Source organism: Pseudooceanicola profundus, assembly GCF_054919315.1.
Genome location: NZ_CM142898.1, coordinates 1,181,106 through 1,199,078, shown reverse-complemented (window position 1 = coordinate 1,199,078; position 17,973 = coordinate 1,181,106). Strand labels below are relative to the sequence as shown.

Genomic DNA, 17,973 nt, shown 5'->3' with positions numbered 1-17,973 from the left:
CAGCGGCCCGCTCTCCCGGCAATGGCCAGAAACAGAAAAGGGCGCGCCGGATATCCGGCGCGCCCTCGGCGTATCCCTGTTGGCCGAAGCCGGGCGTCAGTTGGTCGGTGTCCCGATCTTCTCCCGCGCGCCCAGGTCCTCGCGCATCTGCGCGACCGCTGCCGGGGCGACGGCGGCAGCGCCGTTGCCCCAGTTGTTGCGCACGTAGGTCAGGATCTCGGCGACCTGCGCGTCGGACATCTTCCACGCGAAAGAGGGCATCCCGGCGGCGGTCTGAAGCGCGCCGGTGTGCGGGGCGCGTGCGCCCTTCAGCATGGCGTGGATCATCCCCGTCGGGTCCGAAAGCATCGCCTTGTTGCCCGCGAAGGCCGGGACCATGCCCGTGATCCCTTCGCCCGCCAGCCCGTGACAGGCCGAGCAGTTGACCTCGTAGTCATCGGCGGCGCGCTGCATCTCGGCGGTTTCCAGAGAGAGCGGCGCGACGGGCGCGACATCGGAGGCATCGAGCGAAGTCAGGTAGCTGCCCACGGCAAGTGCGTCTTCCTGCGTCAGGTACTGCAGCGAATGTTCCACCGCCTCGGCCATCGGGCCCGCCGCGACCGAGGTGCCGTCGGAGCCGGTGCGCAGGTAGTCGGCGATCTCCTCGGCGGTGCTGCCGCCCAGACCGACGTGGGGGTTCTGGGTCAGGTCGGGGGCGTACCAGCCGTCCACGACGCCACCCTCGAGGTAGGCCGAGGCCATCTCGGCGCCCAGTTCGTTGCGCGGGCTGTGGCAGGCGGAGCAATGGCCCGCGCCATCCACGAGGTAGCGGCCGCGCTCGGCCTCCGGGTCGCCGTCGAAGCCGGCGTTGTCGAAGAACAGCATGTTCCAGCCCGCCATGGCGAGACGCTGGTTGTAGGGAAAGCGCATGCCGCCGTTCTCGTCGATCGGGTTCGAGACCGGCTCGACCGTGGACATGTAGTCCCAGAGGTCGTGCATGTCCTGATCGGTGAGCTTGGCATAGGCCGTGTAGGGCATCGCCGGGTAGAGCATCCCCTCGGAGCCCTGACCGTGACGGACCGCGTTGAAGAAGTCGCGCTCGGTCATGGCGCCGATGCCGGTCTCGACGTCGGGCGTGATGTTGGAAGAGACCAGCGTGCCGAAGGGCGTTGCGATCTCGTAGCCGCCGGCGAACGCGCCCGCGCCCCGGGTGTGGCAGGCCACGCAGTCGCCCGCGCGCATGACGTATTCACCGCGCGCGATGGCGTCCTGATCCTCGCTGGTGAACTCGGCCAGCGTGAGGGTGTCATCCGCCACGGCCGAGCGCGAGGTGTTCAGCGTCTGGTAGGCCCAGACCCCCGCCCCGGCGGCGGCGATGACCGCCACCCCCAGAACGCCCGCGCCGATTTTCTTGATGCTTGCCATGGGTTACGCCTCCACCAGCGGGCCGGGGTTGTTGATGTAGGTTTCGTGGATCGCGCGGGCCGCGCGCACAGCGAGGGCGCCCACCGTGAGGGTCGGGTTGTAGCCGCCGTTGTTCGGGAAGGCGGAGGCGCCGACCGAGAACACGTTGTGGCAGTCCCAGCTCTGCAGGTAGGGGTTCAGCGCCGAGGTGCTGGGATCGGAGCCCATCACGAGGCCACCGATCGTGTGCGAGGAGTGCTGCTTGTAGGGGTTCCATGCCGCTTCGGCCTGGTTGTCGACCATGAGGTCTTCGCCGCCCGCTTCCTTCATGATCTCGATTGCCTTCTCGGTGGCGTAGTCGATCATGGACTTGTCGTTGCGGTTCCAGTCGAAGGTCAGGCGCAGCAGCGGCTGGCCATGGCGATCCTTGTAGGTCGGATCGAGCGAGAGGTAGGCGTCGCGCGTGGGCATCGAGGTGCCCTGGCAGAAGATGTTGGCCACCTCCTGGTAGTCCCGCGCATAGGCTTCCTTCCACTCCGAGCCCCAGCGCTTGTTGCCCGGACGGATGCCGTTCATGTTGGCGATCGGGCGCCCGTTGGTGGAATAGCCCATGATCCCCGCACCGCCGATGAAGTCGAGGTCGGCGTGGTCGAAGTTGTCGCCGTTGTAATCGTCGATCTGCACGCCGAGCGCGCCGCCGCCGATGAACGGGTTCATCTTGGCACCGGAGAAGAAGCCGGTGACCGAGGAACAGGTCTGGTAGTTGTAGTTGCGCCCGATGGTGCCCCGCATGGTGGTCGGGTCATATTGCTCGCCGATGCCCGAGAGCAGCATCAGGCGGACGTTGTCCATCTGGTAGGCGGTGATGCAGACCACGTCGGCGGGCTGGAAGCCTTCTTCGCCGTCGCGGGTGACGAATTGCACGCCCTTCACGGTCTTGCCGTCCTCGTGCTTCACGGCGTGGAGCACTTCGGTCTCGGTCAGGACGGTGAAGTTCGGGCGGCGCATCAGCGCGGGCAGGATGCAGGCCTGTGGGCTCGACTTGGAGAAGTTGCCGCAGCCGTGGAAGTCGCAGAAGCCGCAGTAGGTGCAGGGCCCCATCGTGACGCCCAGCGGGTTCACGTAGGACTGCGAGATGTTGCCCGCCGGGATCGTGAACGGGTTGTAGCCCATGCCTTCCGTGGTCTCACGGTACATGCGCATCCAGTTCGTGTCCTTCAACTCGGGCGTCGGGTAGTCCCGCTCGCGCGGGCCTTCGAAGACGTTGCCGCCCTTGATCCGCTCGCCGTTCAGGTTGCCCGCCTTGCCGGAGGTGCCCGCGATCCGCTCGAAGCGGTCGTAGTAGGGGGCCATCTCCTCGTAGGTGACGCCCCAGTCCTGCAGTTGCAGGCCCTCGGCCATCAGGCTGTCGAGGCGTTCCTGGCCGTAGCGTTCGGCGGTCTGGGTCGCGACCTCGAAATCCCACGGCAGGAAGCGCCAGGACATGCCGGCCCAGTGGGTCCCGGCGCCGCCGACGTTCCAGCCGAACTGGAAGGCGTTCCAGTTGCGCACGGGCGCGGCGGTCTGGCCGGTCTTGTTGCGGAAGGTGGTGGTTTCCACGCTCATCGGCTGCAGCAGCTCGCGGCGGGTGTGCCAGCGCAGCTCGTCAGGGTCGACGGCTGGGGGGAAGTCGGTCGAGGTGTCGCGCCATGCGCCACGTTCGATTGCCACGACGTTGAGGCCTGCGCGGGTCAGTTCCTCGGCCATGACCGAGCCGGCCCAGCCGAGACCGACGATGACCACGTCGGCCTTGGGACGTTCGTTTGCCATTTGGGTGTCTCCTTGGCCTTAGTCGTTCGGGATCAGGCTGACGGGCGTGAGGTTCAGCTCTTCGCCGCGCTTGTCGATGTAGGGGCGGAAGTCGTAGCGCGCCCCCGGGAAGCCGATCATCTTCCAGCCGGCCATGTCACGGTTGCCGCCATAGAGCGGGTCCGCGAGGTAGCCCTCGCGGGCGTTCTGCAGCATGAGTTCGAAGAAGGCCTGACCGTCCACGTCATCGCCGAGGTCGATCTCGCCCGCTTCCAGCCCGGTCAGGATCTCGTCGATCCGGTCGGGGGAGAGGGCTGCGAAGGCGGCGCCGTCGGTGGCCTGCGCATAGGCCTCCAGCGCGGGCAGGCCGGCGGCGTAGCGGTCGCGCGGGGTGGCAAAGACCTGTGCAGCCCCCATGATCGCCGCTTCGCGTTCCCGGTTCATCGGCCCGTCGAGGTAGAGCGCCGCGCCCTCGCCGTAGGGGCGCGAGAGCTGGTCGTCGAGAAACTCGAGGCAGCCTGCCTCGGAGGCCGAGGGGCCCTGGTCGTCTGCGGGGATCAGCCGGTCGAAGGCGGCCTTCAGCGTGGCGCGGTCGGTTTCGTCCGTGAGGATGCGGAAGCTGCCGCCGCGGTGGGCGGGCACGGGCAGGTGGTCTGCGGACATGGCGGTTTCATGGGGGAAACCATGCAGTTCGGCGGCGCGGCCCGTCGTGGCGAGGCCAGTGGCCGCCGCCGCGGTGCCGATCGAGAAGAGCGCCTGCCGCCGGTTCATGCCGGGGGACTTGCGGGAGGTCATGGGGACACCTCTGTCTGCTGTCGCGCGGCCCCGGGCGCGCGACGGTCTGGCCCGCCGGAGCGGCCGGCAGGGGACCGTCCGGCATGGGACGGAAGCGACATGGGTTTTCGTATGGTCAGGCCGCGCCGGAGGGACCAGCCGGTCTGTCGGGAGGACGCACAGCCGGACAGGAGGGAACGCGCCGGATGCACTTCTGTGTCCTGCGGTATGCCGCGACGGCCCAGGCGGCAAGGCGGGACAACCGGTCGCACCCGGCGGGGATCGCTTTTGCGTCACCGTGACGGGTGATGACGGTTTTGACGTGTCAAATTGACGGGCCGTGATAGACTGGGCTTGCAGGTCCGTCGCTCTCCTGCTTAAGGGCCTGCCAGCCAGAGGCGGGGCAGGGGCCCCGCGGCAGCCGGAGGTGCCCCTTGGCCCAGCGACTCACCATGGCTGATCTCGCCCGCGAGGCGGGTGTGAGCCTCTCCACCATCGACCGCATCCTGTCGGGGCGCGGCAAGGTGAAGCCTGCCACGCTTGACCATGTGCTCTCCACCGCCGAGCGGATCGGCTTCCACGCCGTGGGCTCGATCCGGTCGCGCCGCGACATGGCGGTGCCGGAACGCACGCTCGGCTTCCTGCTCAATGACCGGGCGCGCCATTTCTATCAGGCCTTCAGCCAGCAGCTCTCCAGCGAGGTGGCGGCGCAGACCAGCATCCAGGGCCGGGCGATCTTCTCCCACGTCACGGATCTCGACCCGGCGCGAATGGCCGACGCGCTGCTGACGCTGGGCGAGAAATGCGATGCCGTGGCCGCCGTCTGCATCGACCACCCGCGGATCAACATGGCGGTGAAGGAACTCGCGGCGCGCGGTGTGCCGGTGCTGCCGATGATCTCGGACATCTCGGCGCCGGAACGCGCGGGCTTCGTGGGCGCGAACGACTGGCAGCTGGGCCGCTCGGCGGGCTGGTTCGTGCGCCGTCTGTGCCCGCGCGGCGGCAAGATCGGCCTCGTGCCCGGCAACGTGCGCTACACCTGCCAGCAGTCGCTCGCCGCCAGCTTCCGGGGCTTCATCTCGGAGATGCCGACGCCGCGGTTCACGGTGATCGACGCCCCCTCGAGCGAGGAGAGCGACCTGCGCGCCGAGGAGGTCGTGACCTCCCTGATGCGGGAACATCCCGACCTCGTGGCGATCGTCCTCTCGGGCGGCGGGCTTCAGGGCGCGGCGCGTGCCGTGCCGTCGCGTGGTGCCGCGGCCTCACCCACGCCTCTGCTGATCGGCACCGAGATCACCGAGAAGACCCGCGCCCTGCTGGTGGAGGGGCGGATCGACATGATCCTCGCCCATCCCGGCAAGGATATCGCGCGCGAAGCGGTGCGGGCGCTGGTGCGCCAGATGGAGGGGCTGGAGAAGCGGCAGGGCGTGCAGCGGGTGCTGCCCTTCGAAATCCTCATCGGCGAGAACTGCTGAGGCCCGGCCCCGGGCGCGAGATCAGACGCGACGTGCCGCCCGTAGCCTGACCCAGTCCCTGATACAGTCCCGGGCCGCGCCTCAGACCCGGATGCCGTAGCGGCTGATCTTGTCGTTCAGGGTGCGCCGCGCCATGCCCAGCGACCGCGCGGTGCGCTCCGTGTTGCCGCGGCAGCGCTCCAGCGTCAGGCGGATCTCGCGGGCTTCGAAGGCGGCGACCCGGTCGGCGAGGCTCTCGGCTTCGGCCGGGGCCGCGGCGGGCCCCTCAGGCATGTCGAGCCCGAGGGCGAAGCGTTCCGCCAGCGCCTTCAGCTCGCGCACGTTCCCGGGCCACGGGCGGCGCAGCAGCGATTGCTTCAGGGCGTAGTCGATCTCGGGCAGGGGGCGGCCATAGCGCGCGGCGGCGAGGCCCGCGTAATGCGAGAAGAGCAGCAGGATATCGTCGCCGAGGGCGCGCAGCGGCTCGACCGCGATCTCGGCACCCGCGAGGCGGTAGAAGAGATCCGCGCGGAAGGTCCCGTCCAGTGTCAGCGACCGCAGGTCGGTCTTGGAGGTCGCGATGATCCGCAGGTCGAGCGGGCGCAGACGGTTCTCGCCCAGCCTCTCGACGGAGCGCTCCTGCAGGGCGCGCAGCAGCTTGGGTTGCAGGGCGGCGGGCATCGCCTCCACCTCGTCCAGCATGAGCGTCCCGCCGGAGGCCGCCTCCAGCTTGCCGGGCTTGTCCTGCGCACCGGGGAAGGCGCCCGCGACATGGCCGAAGCATTCGATCTCGAAGAGCGTCTCGGGCAGGGCGGCGCAGTTCACCGCGACGAAGGGCCCGGCGGCGCGCGGGCTGGCGGCATGCAGGGCACGGGCCACCAGTTCCTTGCCGGTGCCGGTCTCACCGGTCACGACGATGTCGATCTCGGTGGGCGCAAGGGCGGCGATCCGGTCCCGCAGGGTGGTCATGGCCGCCGACTGGCCCAGCAGGCCACCGCCCTCGGTCCGGGTCATGCTGTCCTGCAGGCGGCCGATCTCGGCCCGGGCGGCGCGGCCGCGCAGGGCGCGTTCGATGACGGTGACGAGGTGCATCCCGTCATAGGGTTTCTCGAGGAAATCCTCGGCCCCCGCCCGCATCGCCTGCACCGCCTGCGGCAGGTCGCCGTGGCCCGAGATCATGATCACCGGGCAGTCGGGATCGCGTTCCAGCGCGGCGGAGAGCACGGCGTGCCCGTCCATGCCCGGCATCCGCAGGTCGGTGATCACGAGGTCGGGCCGGGCCTCGGCGGCCATGGCGGCGCTGCCGCCGGCAAAGCCCTCGGCCCGGAAACCGGCGGCCTCCAGCAGGTCGCAGAGCGCGAGGCGGTGGTCGGTGTCATCCTCGACCACGTGGATCAGCGGGGTCATTCGGCGGCCTCCTGTCCGCTCTCGTCGGGGGCGTCCCGTTCCAACATCGGCAGCAGGACCGAAACCTCGGCGCCGCCCTCGGGACGCGAACGGAAGTCGAGCCGCCCACCGAACTGCTGGACCACCTCGGAGGAGATCGCAAGCCCCAGTCCCAGCCCCTCGCCGCCCATCTTGGTGGAGAAGAACGGCTCGGTCACGCGGGGCAGCACCTCGGGATCGAAGCCGGGGCCGTTGTCGCGCACGGCGATGCGCAGCAGCCCGTCCTCCTCGGCGAGCGCGATCACGACCTCGCCGTGGCCGGGCTCCACCGCCTCGATGGCATTGCCCAGAAGGTTGACCAGCACCTGCTCCAGCCGCGCCGTGCCGGCCTGCACCACGGGGTTGAACGTGGGCGTCTCGAAGCGCGGCTCCAGCCCGGCGACATTGGCGCGCGGCAGGACCAGTTGCAGCGCGGACTGCACCACGGGCACCACGGTGACGGGATGCAGCGGGGCGACCTCGCGGCGCGAGAAGTTCTTGAGGTGTTTCGTCATCCGCTGCATCCGCCGGATCAGCCCCCGGGCCGATTGCAGGCGGTGGGAGGTCTGTTCCGGCGCGCGGGAGAGGCTGAACTCGGCCGCCGTCAGCGTGGCCTCCATCGCGGCGAGCGGCTGGCTCACCTCATGCACGATGGCGGCGGACATCCGGCCGAGGGCGGCCATCTTCTCGGTCTGGACGAGGGTTTCCTGCGTGGCGCGCAGGTCGGCCTCCGCCTGCCGGCGGGCGACCACTTCGCGGGCCAGCTCGGCGGTGCGGACCTGCACCTTGCGTTCCATCATGTCGGTCTGGCGGATGCGCAGCGCGATCAGCCGTAGCCGGTGACGGCGCATGTCGGCCAGCGCCAGCCCCATCAGCCCTGCCAGCAGGACGAAGCCCGCCGTCAGCGCGGCGGCGGCGCGGGCAGGCAGCACGGGGGCGGCGGCGATCAGGCGCCAGCCCTGTTCGAACCCGGTGGAGCGCAGGACGGTGGTGCGGCCAAGGCCCGCGACCATCAGGGCGCTCTGCCCGTTCTGCATCAGCGGATCGGCCTCATCCAGCGGGGTGGAGAAGTAGAGCCGGGATTCCTGCAGCCGCGCCAATGCCGCCTCTCCCAGCGGGTAGAGCGGGCGATAGCGCCACGCGGGCAGGGAGGAGAGGAAGATCACCCCGTCACGGTCGGTCACGGCGACATGCTGGCCGGTCTCGATCCACGCCGCCTCGAGCGGGCGCAGGTCGATCTTCACCACCATGACGCCCACGGGCATGCCGGTCTCGCCGCCGATGCGGGAGGCGATGAAATAGCCCGGCTCGCCGGTGGTGACGCCGATGCCGTAGACCGCGCCGCTGCCGGTGGCGAGCGCGTCGGTGTAATAGGGCCGGAAGCTGTAGTCGGAGCCGACATAGCTCGTCTCGGTCTGCCAGTTCGAGGCGGCGATGGTCACCCCGTCGGCGTTCAGCAGGTAGAGCTGCCCCGAGCTGGAATAGCGCGTGACCCGTTCGAGGTAGCGGTTCGCGGCGTCGATGGCGCGTGGATCGTCCGGGGCGATCAGCGCCTCGCGGATGCGGTCACTCTCGCCGGCGACGCGGGGCAGGTAGCGGAAGCGGTCGATCTCCGTCTGGAGCGCGTGGCTGCCGACCTGCAGGGTCTGTTCCAGCCCCTGCCGCGTCTGGAGCAGCACCCATTGCCATGCCAGCCCGCCGCAGAGCAGGGCGGCCATGGCCACCACGGCGAGCCGTGCCCACCAGACCGACCGGAGCCGGTGCCGGAAACGGACCCGGTCACGCCCGCGCATGGCTCAACTGCCGTCGCAGGGGGCGAGGTGGATGGGCGCGCCGGAGGTGGCGCCAAGCTCGACACACTCGGCACCGCAGAGCGTCCAGGCCGAGGGCGTCTCGCCGGAGGCGGCGAGCGTCAACGCGCGCACCGGGGGCAGGTCGGGCGCCCAGACCCACCAGCCGTCTTCGAAATGGCCGCCCTCGCCGGGCTCCATTCCCGCGCCGGAGCCCTTCACCGCGGCCTCGACGAGGTGAAGGCGACGGTCTCCCGTCGCCTCCATGGTCTTTGACGGGATCACTTCCCAGGTCTCGCGCCAGGCCTGCTTCTCGACGGAGTGGGTCCACTCCAGCGAGAAGCGGTCGCCTGCCGCAAGCGAAAGCACCATCGCCCCTGCCAGAAGGCAGCTGCTCACGATGCCACCGGCGCCTTGCGGCGGAACCACAGCAGGGCGGCGAAGATCGCCACGAGGGCAAAGCCGATCTCATCCGTGATCGGCAGCGCGGCCACGAGGGTGAAGGCCCCCGCCACGGCGATGGCACGTTCCCAGATCGCCAGCGGACGGCCCAGCCAGCCGATGACCGACGCCCCCCAGAGCCCGAGCGCCAGCAGCGCCTTGATCAGGATGTAGGCGACCGCCGGCCAGTAGCCGATGGCATCCGCCAGCGGGCCGCCGTCCTGCAGCATCAGGGCGGGGGTATAGACCGCCATGAAGGGCACGACGAAGCCGGCTGCCGCCACCTTGATCGCCTCGAAGCTGATCTTCAGGCCGCTTTCCTTGGCGATCGGCGCGGCTGCGAAGCAGGCCAGTGCCACCGGCGGCGTCAGGTCGGCGAGGATGCCGAAGTAGAAGACGAACATGTGGCTGACGATCAGCGGCACCCCGAGGTCCAGCAGCGCCGGGCCCGCGATGGAGGAGGTGATGATGTAGTTCGGGATCGTCGGGATCCCCATGCCGAGGATGATGCAGGTGATCATCGTCAGGATGAGGGAGAGGAACAGGCTGTTCTGCCCGACCGAGACGATGAACTGGCCAAAGGTGTTGGCCGCACCGGTCAGGGTCATCACCCCGATGATCACGCCCACCAGCGCACAGGCGATCCCGACGGGCAGGGCCGTCTTGGCACCGTCCGCGAGGCTGTCGCGGCAGATGGCCAGCGTCTCGCGTCCGCCCTTGGAGATCGCGTTGGCGGCGATCAGCAGGCCCAGCACCAGTAGCAGCGCGTTGATGCCGAACTTGAAGAAGGCCGAGGCGCCGATGCCGAGGATGATCCAGAAGATCACCCGCACCCCGGTCGAGCCCATGCCGAGCGCGATGGAGGCGCCGAGGATCAGCATGCCGGTCAGCGCGAGGCCGATGGTGCCCGCGAAGAGCGGCGTGTAGCCCGAGAACAGCAGGTAGACGAGGACGGCCAGCGGCAGGATCAGGTACCAGCCTTCCTTCAACGCCTTGCGGGCCGAGGGCAGCGCGTCGCCGGAGAGGCCGCGCAGGTCGCGCTTGCCGGCTTCGAGGTGGACCATCCAGAAGGCGCCCGCGAAGTAGAGGATCGCGGGCACGAGGGCCGCTTTCACCACTTCGATGTACTGCACCCCCAGCGTCTCGGCCATGATGAAGGCCACGGCGCCCATGACGGGGGGCATGATCTGGCCCCCCATGGAGGAGGTCGCCTCGACACCGCCGGCGAAGGCGGGGCGGTAGCCGAAGCGCTTCATCAGCGGGATGGTGAACTGGCCGGTGGTGACCACGTTGGCCACGCCCGAGCCCGAGATCGTGCCCATCAGGCCCGAGGAGAGCACCGAGACCTTGGCCGCGCCGCCCATCTTGTGGCCCACGAGGCCCAGGGAGACATCGGTGAAGAGCTTGATCATGCCCGCCTTCTCGAGGAAGGAGCCGAACAGGATGAAGAGGAAGATGTAGGTCGCCGACACGTAGGTCGGGATGCCGTAGATGCCTTCCGTACCGTAGGCGATCTGCTCCACCACCTGTTCGAAGGCATAGCCGCGGTGGTTGAAGGGCGAGGGCAGGTGCTGCCCGAAGAGCGCATAGGCGAGGAAGAAGCCGCAGATGATCGGAAGGGCGGGGCCCATCAGCATCCATGCGGCGATGAAGACGGTGGCCACGGCAACGCAGCCGAATATCAGGTCGACCGTGGTCGGGTCACCGGCCCGCATCAGCAGGGGGACATACTCGATCCACTGGTAGGCGGCCACGGCGACGCCGGCGGCGCCGAAGAGCCAGCACAGCGTGCGCACGGGCGTGGAGAAGCCGCGGCCGATGGCCAGCAGCGGGAAGCCGAGCGCCATCAGGAAGGCCACGTGCACGGCCCGCATGACCTGGCTGGGCAGGTCGAAGACATGGGCGGCAATCGCGATCTGGTAGAGCGAGAAGGCAACCGCCAGCCAGAAGAGGAAGCGGCCCGCCGCGGAGGCGGGGAAGCTGTTGGCCAGCGGATCGTGGATCTCGTTCGATTCCTCGGTGCGCGTTTTGGCCGAAGTCGTAGGTTCTGTCATGATACCCTCCCGAAACAACAAAGGCGGCCCGGGGGACCGGACCGCCTTACGGTGTTGCCGGTCTTACATAAGACCTTGTTCTTTGTAGTACTTCTCGGCACCCGGGTGGAGCGGGATGGGCGAGTTTGCGATCGCGTCTTCGATGTTGATCGCGCCGGCTGCCGCGTGGGCCGCCTTCATCTGCTCGAGGTTCTCGAACAGCAGTTTGGTCATCTCGTAGGCCAGTTCATCCGACACGTCGGTGCTGGTCACGAGGATGTTGGTGATCGCCAGGGTCGGGATGTCCGCGTCCTGACCGGGGTAGGTGCCCGCGGGGATCGTGCCGGCCGCGTAGGGCGCGCCGAGGGTCTCTGCCACTTCCGCCGGAACCGACACGTAGGTCACGTCCTGGGTCGAGGAGAGGTCCTTCAGGGCTGCGGAGCCGAGGCCCGAGCTCTGCAGGGTGGCGTCGAGCTGACGGTTCTTCATCAGTTCGACCGATTCGGCGAAGGGCAGGTATTCCACCTTGCCGAGGTCGTCGTAGGTCATGCCGAGCGCGCCGAAGATCTTGCGCGCGTTGACCTCGGTGCCGGACTTGGCGGCACCGACCGAGACCGACTTGCCCTTGAGGTCGGTCACCGTGGTGGCGCCCGACGCGGCTGCGGCTGCGATCTGGATGTAGTTCGGGTAGATGGCGGCGATGGCGCGCAGCTTGTCGAGCGGCTTGGAGAAGCCGACGTCTGCGTTGCCTTCGTAGGCGTCTTTCACCGAGTCGCCGAGCGCGAAGCCGATTTCGCCACGGCCCTGCTGCAGCAGGTTCAGGTTCTCGACCGAGGCTTTGGTCGACTGAACCTGCGTGCGGCTGTCGGGAATGCCCTTGGCATAGATGTCCGACAGCGCCACGCCGAGCGGATAATAGACACCCGAGGTGCCGCCGGTCAGGACGTTGATGAAGTCCGTTGCCATTGCGGCAGGGGCGGACAGGGAAAGGGTGCCGGCGACAAGTGCGCCGAGCCCAAGGCTCTTGAACATGGTAATCCTCCCAGATTCAACGCGTTCCAGTACGCGTGCGGCGCCATTCTTGGGCAGGGACTGCCCATGTGCAAGGCGGCTGACGGGATCTTGTTGCGGAATCTTCGCGGGGTTCTGCCACGGGCGGGGCGGAAATCTGCCCCGCGCCCCGCGCGGACCGGGTGCCGCAGGGACATCCGGCATCCGGCCCGTGTGGGCGGGCGCGGTACTGCCCGTCCCGGTTGCGGGCCTTCGGTCGGGCCGCGATGTGGGCCCTGTTGGCCGCGGTGCGGGTTCCGGTGCGCGGCGTCCTGCGCAGGGCGGCGTCGCCCCTCCGTGCAGAGCCCCCGCGCCCCGCGCGCGGGTCAGTGGAAATCCCGGCTGGGGAACAGCCGCTTGGCCTGTTCGCGCGGGTGCCGCGCCGTGGGCTTGGTCCGCGCGGGCCGGGGGGCGTCGTCGGTGACGGGATTGGTGATGCCGATCGCCTCGTCCATCGGGTGGCCGAGCGCGGAGAGCCGGTGCGACACGTCCTCGATCCGCTGCGCGATGACATGGGTCACGATCCCCTCGCGCTGGAGGTAACCGCTGATCCGCAGCAGCCGCCCGCCCATGACCTGCCGCCGATTCGCCTCGTAGACCTTGGGCCAGACCACCACGTTGGAAACCCCGGTCTCGTCCTCCAGCGTCAGGAAGATCACCCCCGAGGCGGTGCCGGGCCGCTGCCGCGTGATCACGAGGCCGCAGACGGTGACCTGCCCCAGCGGGGCCTCCCGCAGGCGGTCATGGGGCAGCAGGCCGGGCGTCTCGGGGACCAGTTCGGGGCGCAGCAACTCCATCGGATGGGCGCGCAGGGTCAGCCGGGTGGCGACGTAATCCTCCACCACCTCCTCGTTCAGGTGCATCTGCGGCAGGTCGACCTGCGGCTCGCGGATCGCCTCGCCGTCGATGGGATCGTCGAAGAGCGGCAGCGGCTTGCGGTCGCGGATCGCGCGCGCCTGCCAGAGCGCATCGCGCCGGGTCAGCCCTGCGCCGAGGAAGGCATCCGCCTCGGCCAGCCGTTCCAGCACCGCGGGCGCGACGCCCGCCCTCAGCCACAGCTGTTCGGGATCGCGGAAGCCGTTGCCCCGGCTGGCCGTGATCCAGCCCGCGTCCTCCTCGCGGAACCCCTTGATCTGGCGAAACCCCAGCCGCAGCGCCAGCGCCCCGTCGGCGCGCTTCTCCAGCGTGCAGTCCCAGGCGCTGGCATTCACGCAGACCGGGCGCACCTCGATCCCGTGTTCGCGGGCGTCGCGCACGATCTGGGCGGGGGCATAGAACCCCATCGGCTGGGAGTTCAGCAGCGCACAGGCAAAGGCCGCCGGGTGGTGGCGCTTCAGGAAGGAGGAGACATAGGTCAGCATGGCGAAGGCCGCCGCATGGCTTTCCGGGAAGCCGTAATCGGCGAACCCCTCGATCTGGGAAAAGCAGCGTTGCGCGAAATCCGGGGTGTAGCCGTTGGAGAGCATCCCGGCGATGAACCGGTCACGGAACGCCCCGATGGTGCCCATGCGCCGGAACGAGGCCAGCGAGCGGCGCAGCCGGTCGGCCTCTTCCGCCGTGAAACCGGCGGCCACCACGGCGATCTGCATCGCCTGTTCCTGAAACAAGGGCACACCCAGCGTCTTGCCCAGCACCCCCTCCAGCGCGCGGGAGGGGAAGTGGACCTGTTCCAGACCCTGCCGCCGCTTGATGTAGGGCTGCACCATGCCGCCCTGAATCGGGCCGGGGCGCACGATGGCCACCTCGATCACGAGGTCGTAGAAGGTGCGCGGCTTCATCCGGGGCAGGAAGTTCATCTGCGCCCGGCTTTCCACCTGAAACACCCCCACCGCATCCGCGACGCAGAGCATGTCATAGGTCGGCCTGTCCTCCTGCGGGGTGCTGGCCAGCGTCAGCTCGCGCCCCTCGTGCTGCGCGATCAGGTCGAAGCTCTTGCGCAGGCAGGTCAGCATCCCGAGGCTGAGGATATCCACCTTGAGAATGCCGAGCGCGTCGATATCGTCCTTGTCCCACTCGATGACGGTGCGGTCCTCCATGGCCGCATTCTCGATCGGGCAGAGATCGTCGAGCCGCCCGCGGGTGATGATGAAGCCGCCGACATGCTGGCTGAGGTGGCGCGGGAAGCCGATGATCTCGCCGATCAGGCGCAGGGTCTGGGACAGGCGCGCATCCTCGGGGTCGAGGCCCAGTTCGCGGATGCGGCCCTCGTCCGCGCCCTTGTTGGACATGCCCCAGATCTGGCCCGAGAGGGCGGCGGTGACATCCTCGCTCAGCCCCATGACCTTGCCGACCTCGCGGATCGCCGCGCGGGAGCGGAAGTGGATCACCGTGGCGCAGAGCCCGGCCCGGTGGCGGCCATAGCGTTCATAGATCCACTGGATCACCTCCTCGCGGCGCTCGTGTTCGAAGTCCACGTCGATGTCCGGCGGCTCGCCCCGGTGTTTCGAGACGAAGCGTTCAAAGACCATGGTGATCTGGTCCGGGCTGACATCGGTGACGCCAAGCGCCCAGCACAGGATCGAATTCGCCGCCGAGCCGCGCCCCTGACACAGGATGCCCCGGCGGCGCGCCTCGGCCACGATATCATGCACGGTCAGGAAGTAGGCGGCAAAGCCCAGATCGCGGACCATGGCCAGTTCCTTGCGGGCCAGCGTGTCGTAGCGTTCGGGAACCCCGCCGGGACAGCGCCGGGCCAGCCCCTCGGCGGTCAGCCGTTCCAGCCGGGCCTGCGGGGTTTCGCCCTCCGACATCTCGTCGGGGTATTCGTAGCTGAGTTCGTCCAGCCGGAAGGCGCAGCGGGCCGCGATCTCCAGCGTGCGGCGCAGGGCGGCGGGATGGGCGTGAAACACGCGGGCCATGTCGTCATGGCCCTTCAGCCGCCGTTCCGCATTGGGCAGGGCGCGGGTGCCGATGGCATCTATGGTGATATGTTCGCGCAGGCAGGTCAGCACATCGGCCAGCTGCCGCCGGGCGGCGCGGTGCATCAGCACGTCACCCACCGCCACCATGGGGGCGGAACACTGCCGCGCCAGCCGGGCGCATTCCGCCAGCCACGCCTGATCCGATCCGTCGTAGCGCGGCGCCGCGCCAAGGTGGACATGGCCGGGAAACCGCCGCTGCAACCGGCGCAGCGGGGCGGCCGCCTGCCGCAGGTCGTCGGGCGGCAGGGCGATCAGGATCATGCCCGCGCAATGGGCCTCCAGATCGGCAAGGTCGAGGTGGCACTGCCCTTTCTCGGCCCGCCGCTTGCCCAGCGTCAGCAGCCGCGACAGCCGTTCATAGGCGGCCCGGTCGCAGGGCAGGGCAATCCACGCCACCGGGCAGTCGCGCAGCACGAGGCGGCAGCCGGTGATCAGCCGGGGCAGGCGCGTTACCTGCGGCGCGGTGAGGGGCCGGGGCTGGCCGATCTCCTGCCGGGAACAGGGATCGACCCGGTGCTGCGAACGGATGCGCACCTCCTCGGCGGCCTGTTCCTCGACCGCGCGCTGCAATTCCTTCAGCGCCGAGAAGGCCCGCACGACGCCGGCCAGCGAATTGCGGTCGGTGATGGCGATCGCCTCCAGCCCCAGCTCGGCGGCGCGGGTCACCAACTCCTCGGGGTGGGAGGCCCCGGTGAGGAAGGTGAAGTTGCTGGTCACGCAAAGCTCGGCATAGCTCATGGGAATTCCCCCTGAACGAACCAGCCGGGGTTTTGCGGCGTGTAGAAAAGCCACAGGCGGCGGCCCTGCCGGGTCTCGACCTGCCAGTAATCGCGCAGACCGCTGCGCCAGGCCTCGTCGCTCATCCACCATTCCGGGGCGATCCGTTCCGGGCCGGTGGCGCGCCCCGTTTCCAGCGCCATGCGCCGCCAGCGGAACCGCGCGGGCGGGCGCGGGCCGGTGCCGCCGATGGCCTCGGGCGGGAAAAGCCGCAGCGGACGCGGGCGGGGGCTGGCCCATGGGCCGCCCGGCTCGGACCATGCGGCGGGGGCGATCAGGAAGGCGCGTTCGGGGATATGGCTGTCGGCGGGCAGGAAGCGCTGGACGTTCTCCAGCCCGATGCGGGTGCCGATCCGGGTGATCAGGTCGCCCAGCTGGTCGCTGCGCCCTTGAGGGACGGAACTGACCTGCTGCACCGGCAGCGGTTCGACCTGTACCGCGGCCAGCCGCAGCTGGTCGATGCCAAAGCCCGCCTCGACCTCGCCCACCCCACGCTCGAAGAGCGGCAGGATGCGGGCGGCCTCGCGCAGGGGACGGGCGAGGCGCAGCTCGACCTCCTGCGCGTCCTGATCGACGCGGCGCAGGGTCAGGCGGAACATCCGCGCGCCCGCCTCCTGCACCTGTAGCTTGGCGCAGAGCCGCTCCAGCAGCCGGGCGAGGCCGGCCATCACGTCGTCCTGCAATCCGATCGGTTCGGGCAGGGTCATGCGCACGCCGTAATGGGGCGGATCGGACAGCGGGGTGACCTGCTCGGGCTGGCGCCCCAGCGCCTGATCCAGCCGCATCATCACCTCGGGGCCGAAGCGGCGGGTCAGGGGCGCGCGGGCGGTGGCGGTCAGATCGCCCACCGTCCGCAGGCCAAGCCGTTGCAGCGCCGTGGCGGTCGCGGGCTCCAGCCGCAGGGCGGCGACGGGCAGGGGGGCCAAGGCCGCGGCCATGCGGCCCGGCGGGGCCTCGCCCTCGCCGAAGCGGGCCAGCGCCCAGGCCGCGCCGCGGGTGTCGGCCAGCCCCAGCCGGACGCCAAAGCCTGCGCGAGCCAGCCGTTGGCGCAGATCGGCCAGCAGCAGCGGCTCGTCCCCGAAGAGATGCGCCACCCCGGTGATGTCCATGACCAGCCCGTCCTCGCCCTCGATCCCGACCCAGGGGCAATAGCGCGTGGCCCAGCGACGCAGCGCATGGAGGAAACGGGTGTCGCCCGCGGGATCGGCAATGCGGGTCTGGAGCCCGGGGCAGAAGGCGCGCGCGTCCGAGACCGGCATCCCGCGCTCCAGACCCGCGCGTTCGGCGGCGTGGTTCAGGCAGTGCAGGCGATTGGCGTTGCCGACCTGAAGCGTCAGGGCAAAGGGCCCCTCAACCGGTCGCGTGCGCAGCGCCCGGTCGCTCGCCAGGCGCGGAAACCACGCGGAGACGATGCGTCTCCCGGTGCGCCTCTCGGTCCCAACGGACATGCCAAAACCCCAGTGTTCCTGATTTGTTCTTTATAAGATCCCAGTGCTGCAGAGTCGAGTCCAGCCCCTCCGGGTCAAAGGTCGGGGTGCAGCGCCAGCGGGTCTCGGCGGCATTGCTGCCATTGCCCTCGGAGATCAGGCAGAGCCCGGTGCTGCGCCCGTCCTTGGCCGCCAGTTGCAGCCGCCGGCCCGGGGTCAGGCCCAGCGGTTCGCCCAGTTCGGCCACCACCAGTTTGAGCGATCCGTCGCGCAGCGCCTCCTCCGCCACGGCGAGGGCATCGGTCTGGTCCTTGACCTGCGCCACCAGCAGCCGGGAGGGATCGAGGATATCGCTCAGCCCCAGCGGGTTCAGCGCCTCGGGCCGCCAGTATTCACGGATCCAGAGCACGGGCCCCTCCAGCTGCGCCGCTAGCATCGCGGCAAAGCCGGTCATGCCGGGACCACAGGCCTCGTGCACGCGGGCGCGGCGGGGCGGGAAATGGGAGGCAAGATCGGCGGACATCGGTGGACAGGGGGCCCTCTGGCGGGATTGGCTGGGGTGGCGGACAGCGGGGAATCGCCCGGGGACCCCTCTGAAGAGTCGTCCGGGGATTCGCGCCCTGCCCATTGGAACATAGGGGGAACATTTCCGGCAAGGGGGCGTCCTGTGACAGTGTGCAGGTGGCTTCCCGCCGGGCCATGCGCAGGGT

At 69.5% G+C, this 17,973-nt stretch carries 12 protein-coding genes; 1 reads left to right on the top strand and 11 read right to left on the bottom strand.

The window, feature by feature from the left end:
- Window positions 1-96: 96 nt before the first annotated feature.
- The 3 genes from ACX9MO_RS05475 to ACX9MO_RS05465 are packed head-to-tail and all read right to left on the bottom strand — an operon-like array spanning window position 97 to window position 3,966.
- Window positions 97-1,404, bottom strand: coding sequence for a c-type cytochrome (locus ACX9MO_RS05475; protein WP_462213809.1), 1,308 nt, complete (start codon window positions 1,402-1,404; stop codon window positions 97-99).
- A 3-nt stretch (window positions 1,405-1,407) separates the two neighbouring features.
- Entirely contained in the window at window positions 1,408-3,192 is a 1,785-nt protein-coding gene (locus ACX9MO_RS05470) for a GMC family oxidoreductase (protein ID WP_462213808.1), read from the bottom strand.
- Window positions 3,193-3,210: 18 nt separating this feature from the next.
- Window positions 3,211-3,966: a gluconate 2-dehydrogenase subunit 3 family protein gene (locus tag ACX9MO_RS05465; RefSeq protein ID WP_222491518.1), complete on the bottom strand. Its 756-nt coding sequence runs from the start codon at window positions 3,964-3,966 to the stop codon at window positions 3,211-3,213.
- A gap of 413 nt (window positions 3,967-4,379) precedes the next feature.
- Between ACX9MO_RS05465 and ACX9MO_RS05460 the strand changes: the two genes are divergently transcribed.
- Window positions 4,380-5,420 carry a LacI family DNA-binding transcriptional regulator gene (locus ACX9MO_RS05460; RefSeq protein WP_462213807.1) on the top strand — a complete coding sequence of 347 codons (1,041 nt, stop codon included), beginning with the start codon at window positions 4,380-4,382 and terminating at the stop codon, window positions 5,418-5,420.
- A gap of 81 nt (window positions 5,421-5,501) precedes the next feature.
- Here the strand turns inward: ACX9MO_RS05460 and ACX9MO_RS05455 are convergent, their stop codons facing one another.
- The 8 genes from ACX9MO_RS05455 to ACX9MO_RS05420 all read right to left on the bottom strand — a co-directional run bounded on the left by ACX9MO_RS05455 (window position 5,502) and on the right by ACX9MO_RS05420 (window position 17,786).
- Complete coding sequence (locus tag ACX9MO_RS05455; RefSeq protein ID WP_462213806.1) at window positions 5,502-6,806, bottom strand: sigma-54-dependent transcriptional regulator; 1,305 nt, start codon at window positions 6,804-6,806, stop codon at window positions 5,502-5,504.
- Window positions 6,803-8,617, bottom strand: a complete 1,815-nt coding sequence (locus ACX9MO_RS05450; protein WP_462213805.1) for a sensor histidine kinase — start codon at window positions 8,615-8,617, stop codon at window positions 6,803-6,805. Before ACX9MO_RS05450 ends, ACX9MO_RS05455 begins: the two co-directional genes overlap by 4 nt.
- Before the next feature lie 3 nt (window positions 8,618-8,620).
- Complete coding sequence (locus tag ACX9MO_RS05445; protein ID WP_462213804.1) at window positions 8,621-9,013, bottom strand: DUF1850 domain-containing protein; 393 nt, start codon at window positions 9,011-9,013, stop codon at window positions 8,621-8,623.
- A complete protein-coding gene (locus ACX9MO_RS05440) occupies window positions 9,010-11,109 on the bottom strand; it encodes a TRAP transporter permease (RefSeq protein ID WP_462213803.1) in 2,100 nt (699 codons plus the stop codon). Before ACX9MO_RS05440 ends, ACX9MO_RS05445 begins: the two co-directional genes overlap by 4 nt.
- Before the next feature lie 63 nt (window positions 11,110-11,172).
- Window positions 11,173-12,120: a TAXI family TRAP transporter solute-binding subunit gene (locus ACX9MO_RS05435; RefSeq protein ID WP_222491530.1), complete on the bottom strand. Its 948-nt coding sequence runs from the start codon at window positions 12,118-12,120 to the stop codon at window positions 11,173-11,175.
- 344 nt (window positions 12,121-12,464) lie between these two features.
- Window positions 12,465-15,797 carry an error-prone DNA polymerase gene (locus ACX9MO_RS05430; protein ID WP_462213802.1) on the bottom strand — a complete coding sequence of 1,111 codons (3,333 nt, stop codon included), beginning with the start codon at window positions 15,795-15,797 and terminating at the stop codon, window positions 12,465-12,467.
- Entirely contained in the window at window positions 15,794-17,284 is a 1,491-nt protein-coding gene (locus ACX9MO_RS05425) for a Y-family DNA polymerase (RefSeq protein ID WP_462213801.1), read from the bottom strand. Before ACX9MO_RS05425 ends, ACX9MO_RS05430 begins: the two co-directional genes overlap by 4 nt.
- On the bottom strand, window positions 17,187-17,786 hold the full coding sequence (locus tag ACX9MO_RS05420) for an ImuA family protein (RefSeq protein WP_462213800.1): 600 nt from the start codon (window positions 17,784-17,786) through the stop codon (window positions 17,187-17,189). Before ACX9MO_RS05420 ends, ACX9MO_RS05425 begins: the two co-directional genes overlap by 98 nt.
- Window positions 17,787-17,973: the final 187 nt, after the last annotated feature.

Excerpts from the sequence above, each read along its gene's own strand:
- ACX9MO_RS05475 (WP_462213809.1), bottom strand. The coding sequence starts at position 1,404 with ATGGCAAGCATCAAGAAAATCGGCGCGGGCGTTCTGGGGGTGGCGGTC.
- ACX9MO_RS05470 (WP_462213808.1), bottom strand. The coding sequence starts at position 3,192 with ATGGCAAACGAACGTCCCAAGGCCGACGTGGTCATCGTCGGTCTCGGC.
- ACX9MO_RS05465 (WP_222491518.1), bottom strand. The coding sequence starts at position 3,966 with ATGACCTCCCGCAAGTCCCCCGGCATGAACCGGCGGCAGGCGCTCTTC.
- ACX9MO_RS05455 (WP_462213806.1), bottom strand. The coding sequence starts at position 6,806 with ATGACCCCGCTGATCCACGTGGTCGAGGATGACACCGACCACCGCCTC.
- ACX9MO_RS05450 (WP_462213805.1), bottom strand. The coding sequence starts at position 8,617 with ATGCGCGGGCGTGACCGGGTCCGTTTCCGGCACCGGCTCCGGTCGGTC.
- ACX9MO_RS05440 (WP_462213803.1), bottom strand. The coding sequence starts at position 11,109 with ATGACAGAACCTACGACTTCGGCCAAAACGCGCACCGAGGAATCGAAC.
- ACX9MO_RS05435 (WP_222491530.1), bottom strand. The coding sequence starts at position 12,120 with ATGTTCAAGAGCCTTGGGCTCGGCGCACTTGTCGCCGGCACCCTTTCC.
- ACX9MO_RS05430 (WP_462213802.1), bottom strand. The coding sequence starts at position 15,797 with ATGAGCTATGCCGAGCTTTGCGTGACCAGCAACTTCACCTTCCTCACC.
- ACX9MO_RS05425 (WP_462213801.1), bottom strand. The coding sequence starts at position 17,284 with ATGTCCGTTGGGACCGAGAGGCGCACCGGGAGACGCATCGTCTCCGCG.
- ACX9MO_RS05420 (WP_462213800.1), bottom strand. The coding sequence starts at position 17,786 with ATGTCCGCCGATCTTGCCTCCCATTTCCCGCCCCGCCGCGCCCGCGTG.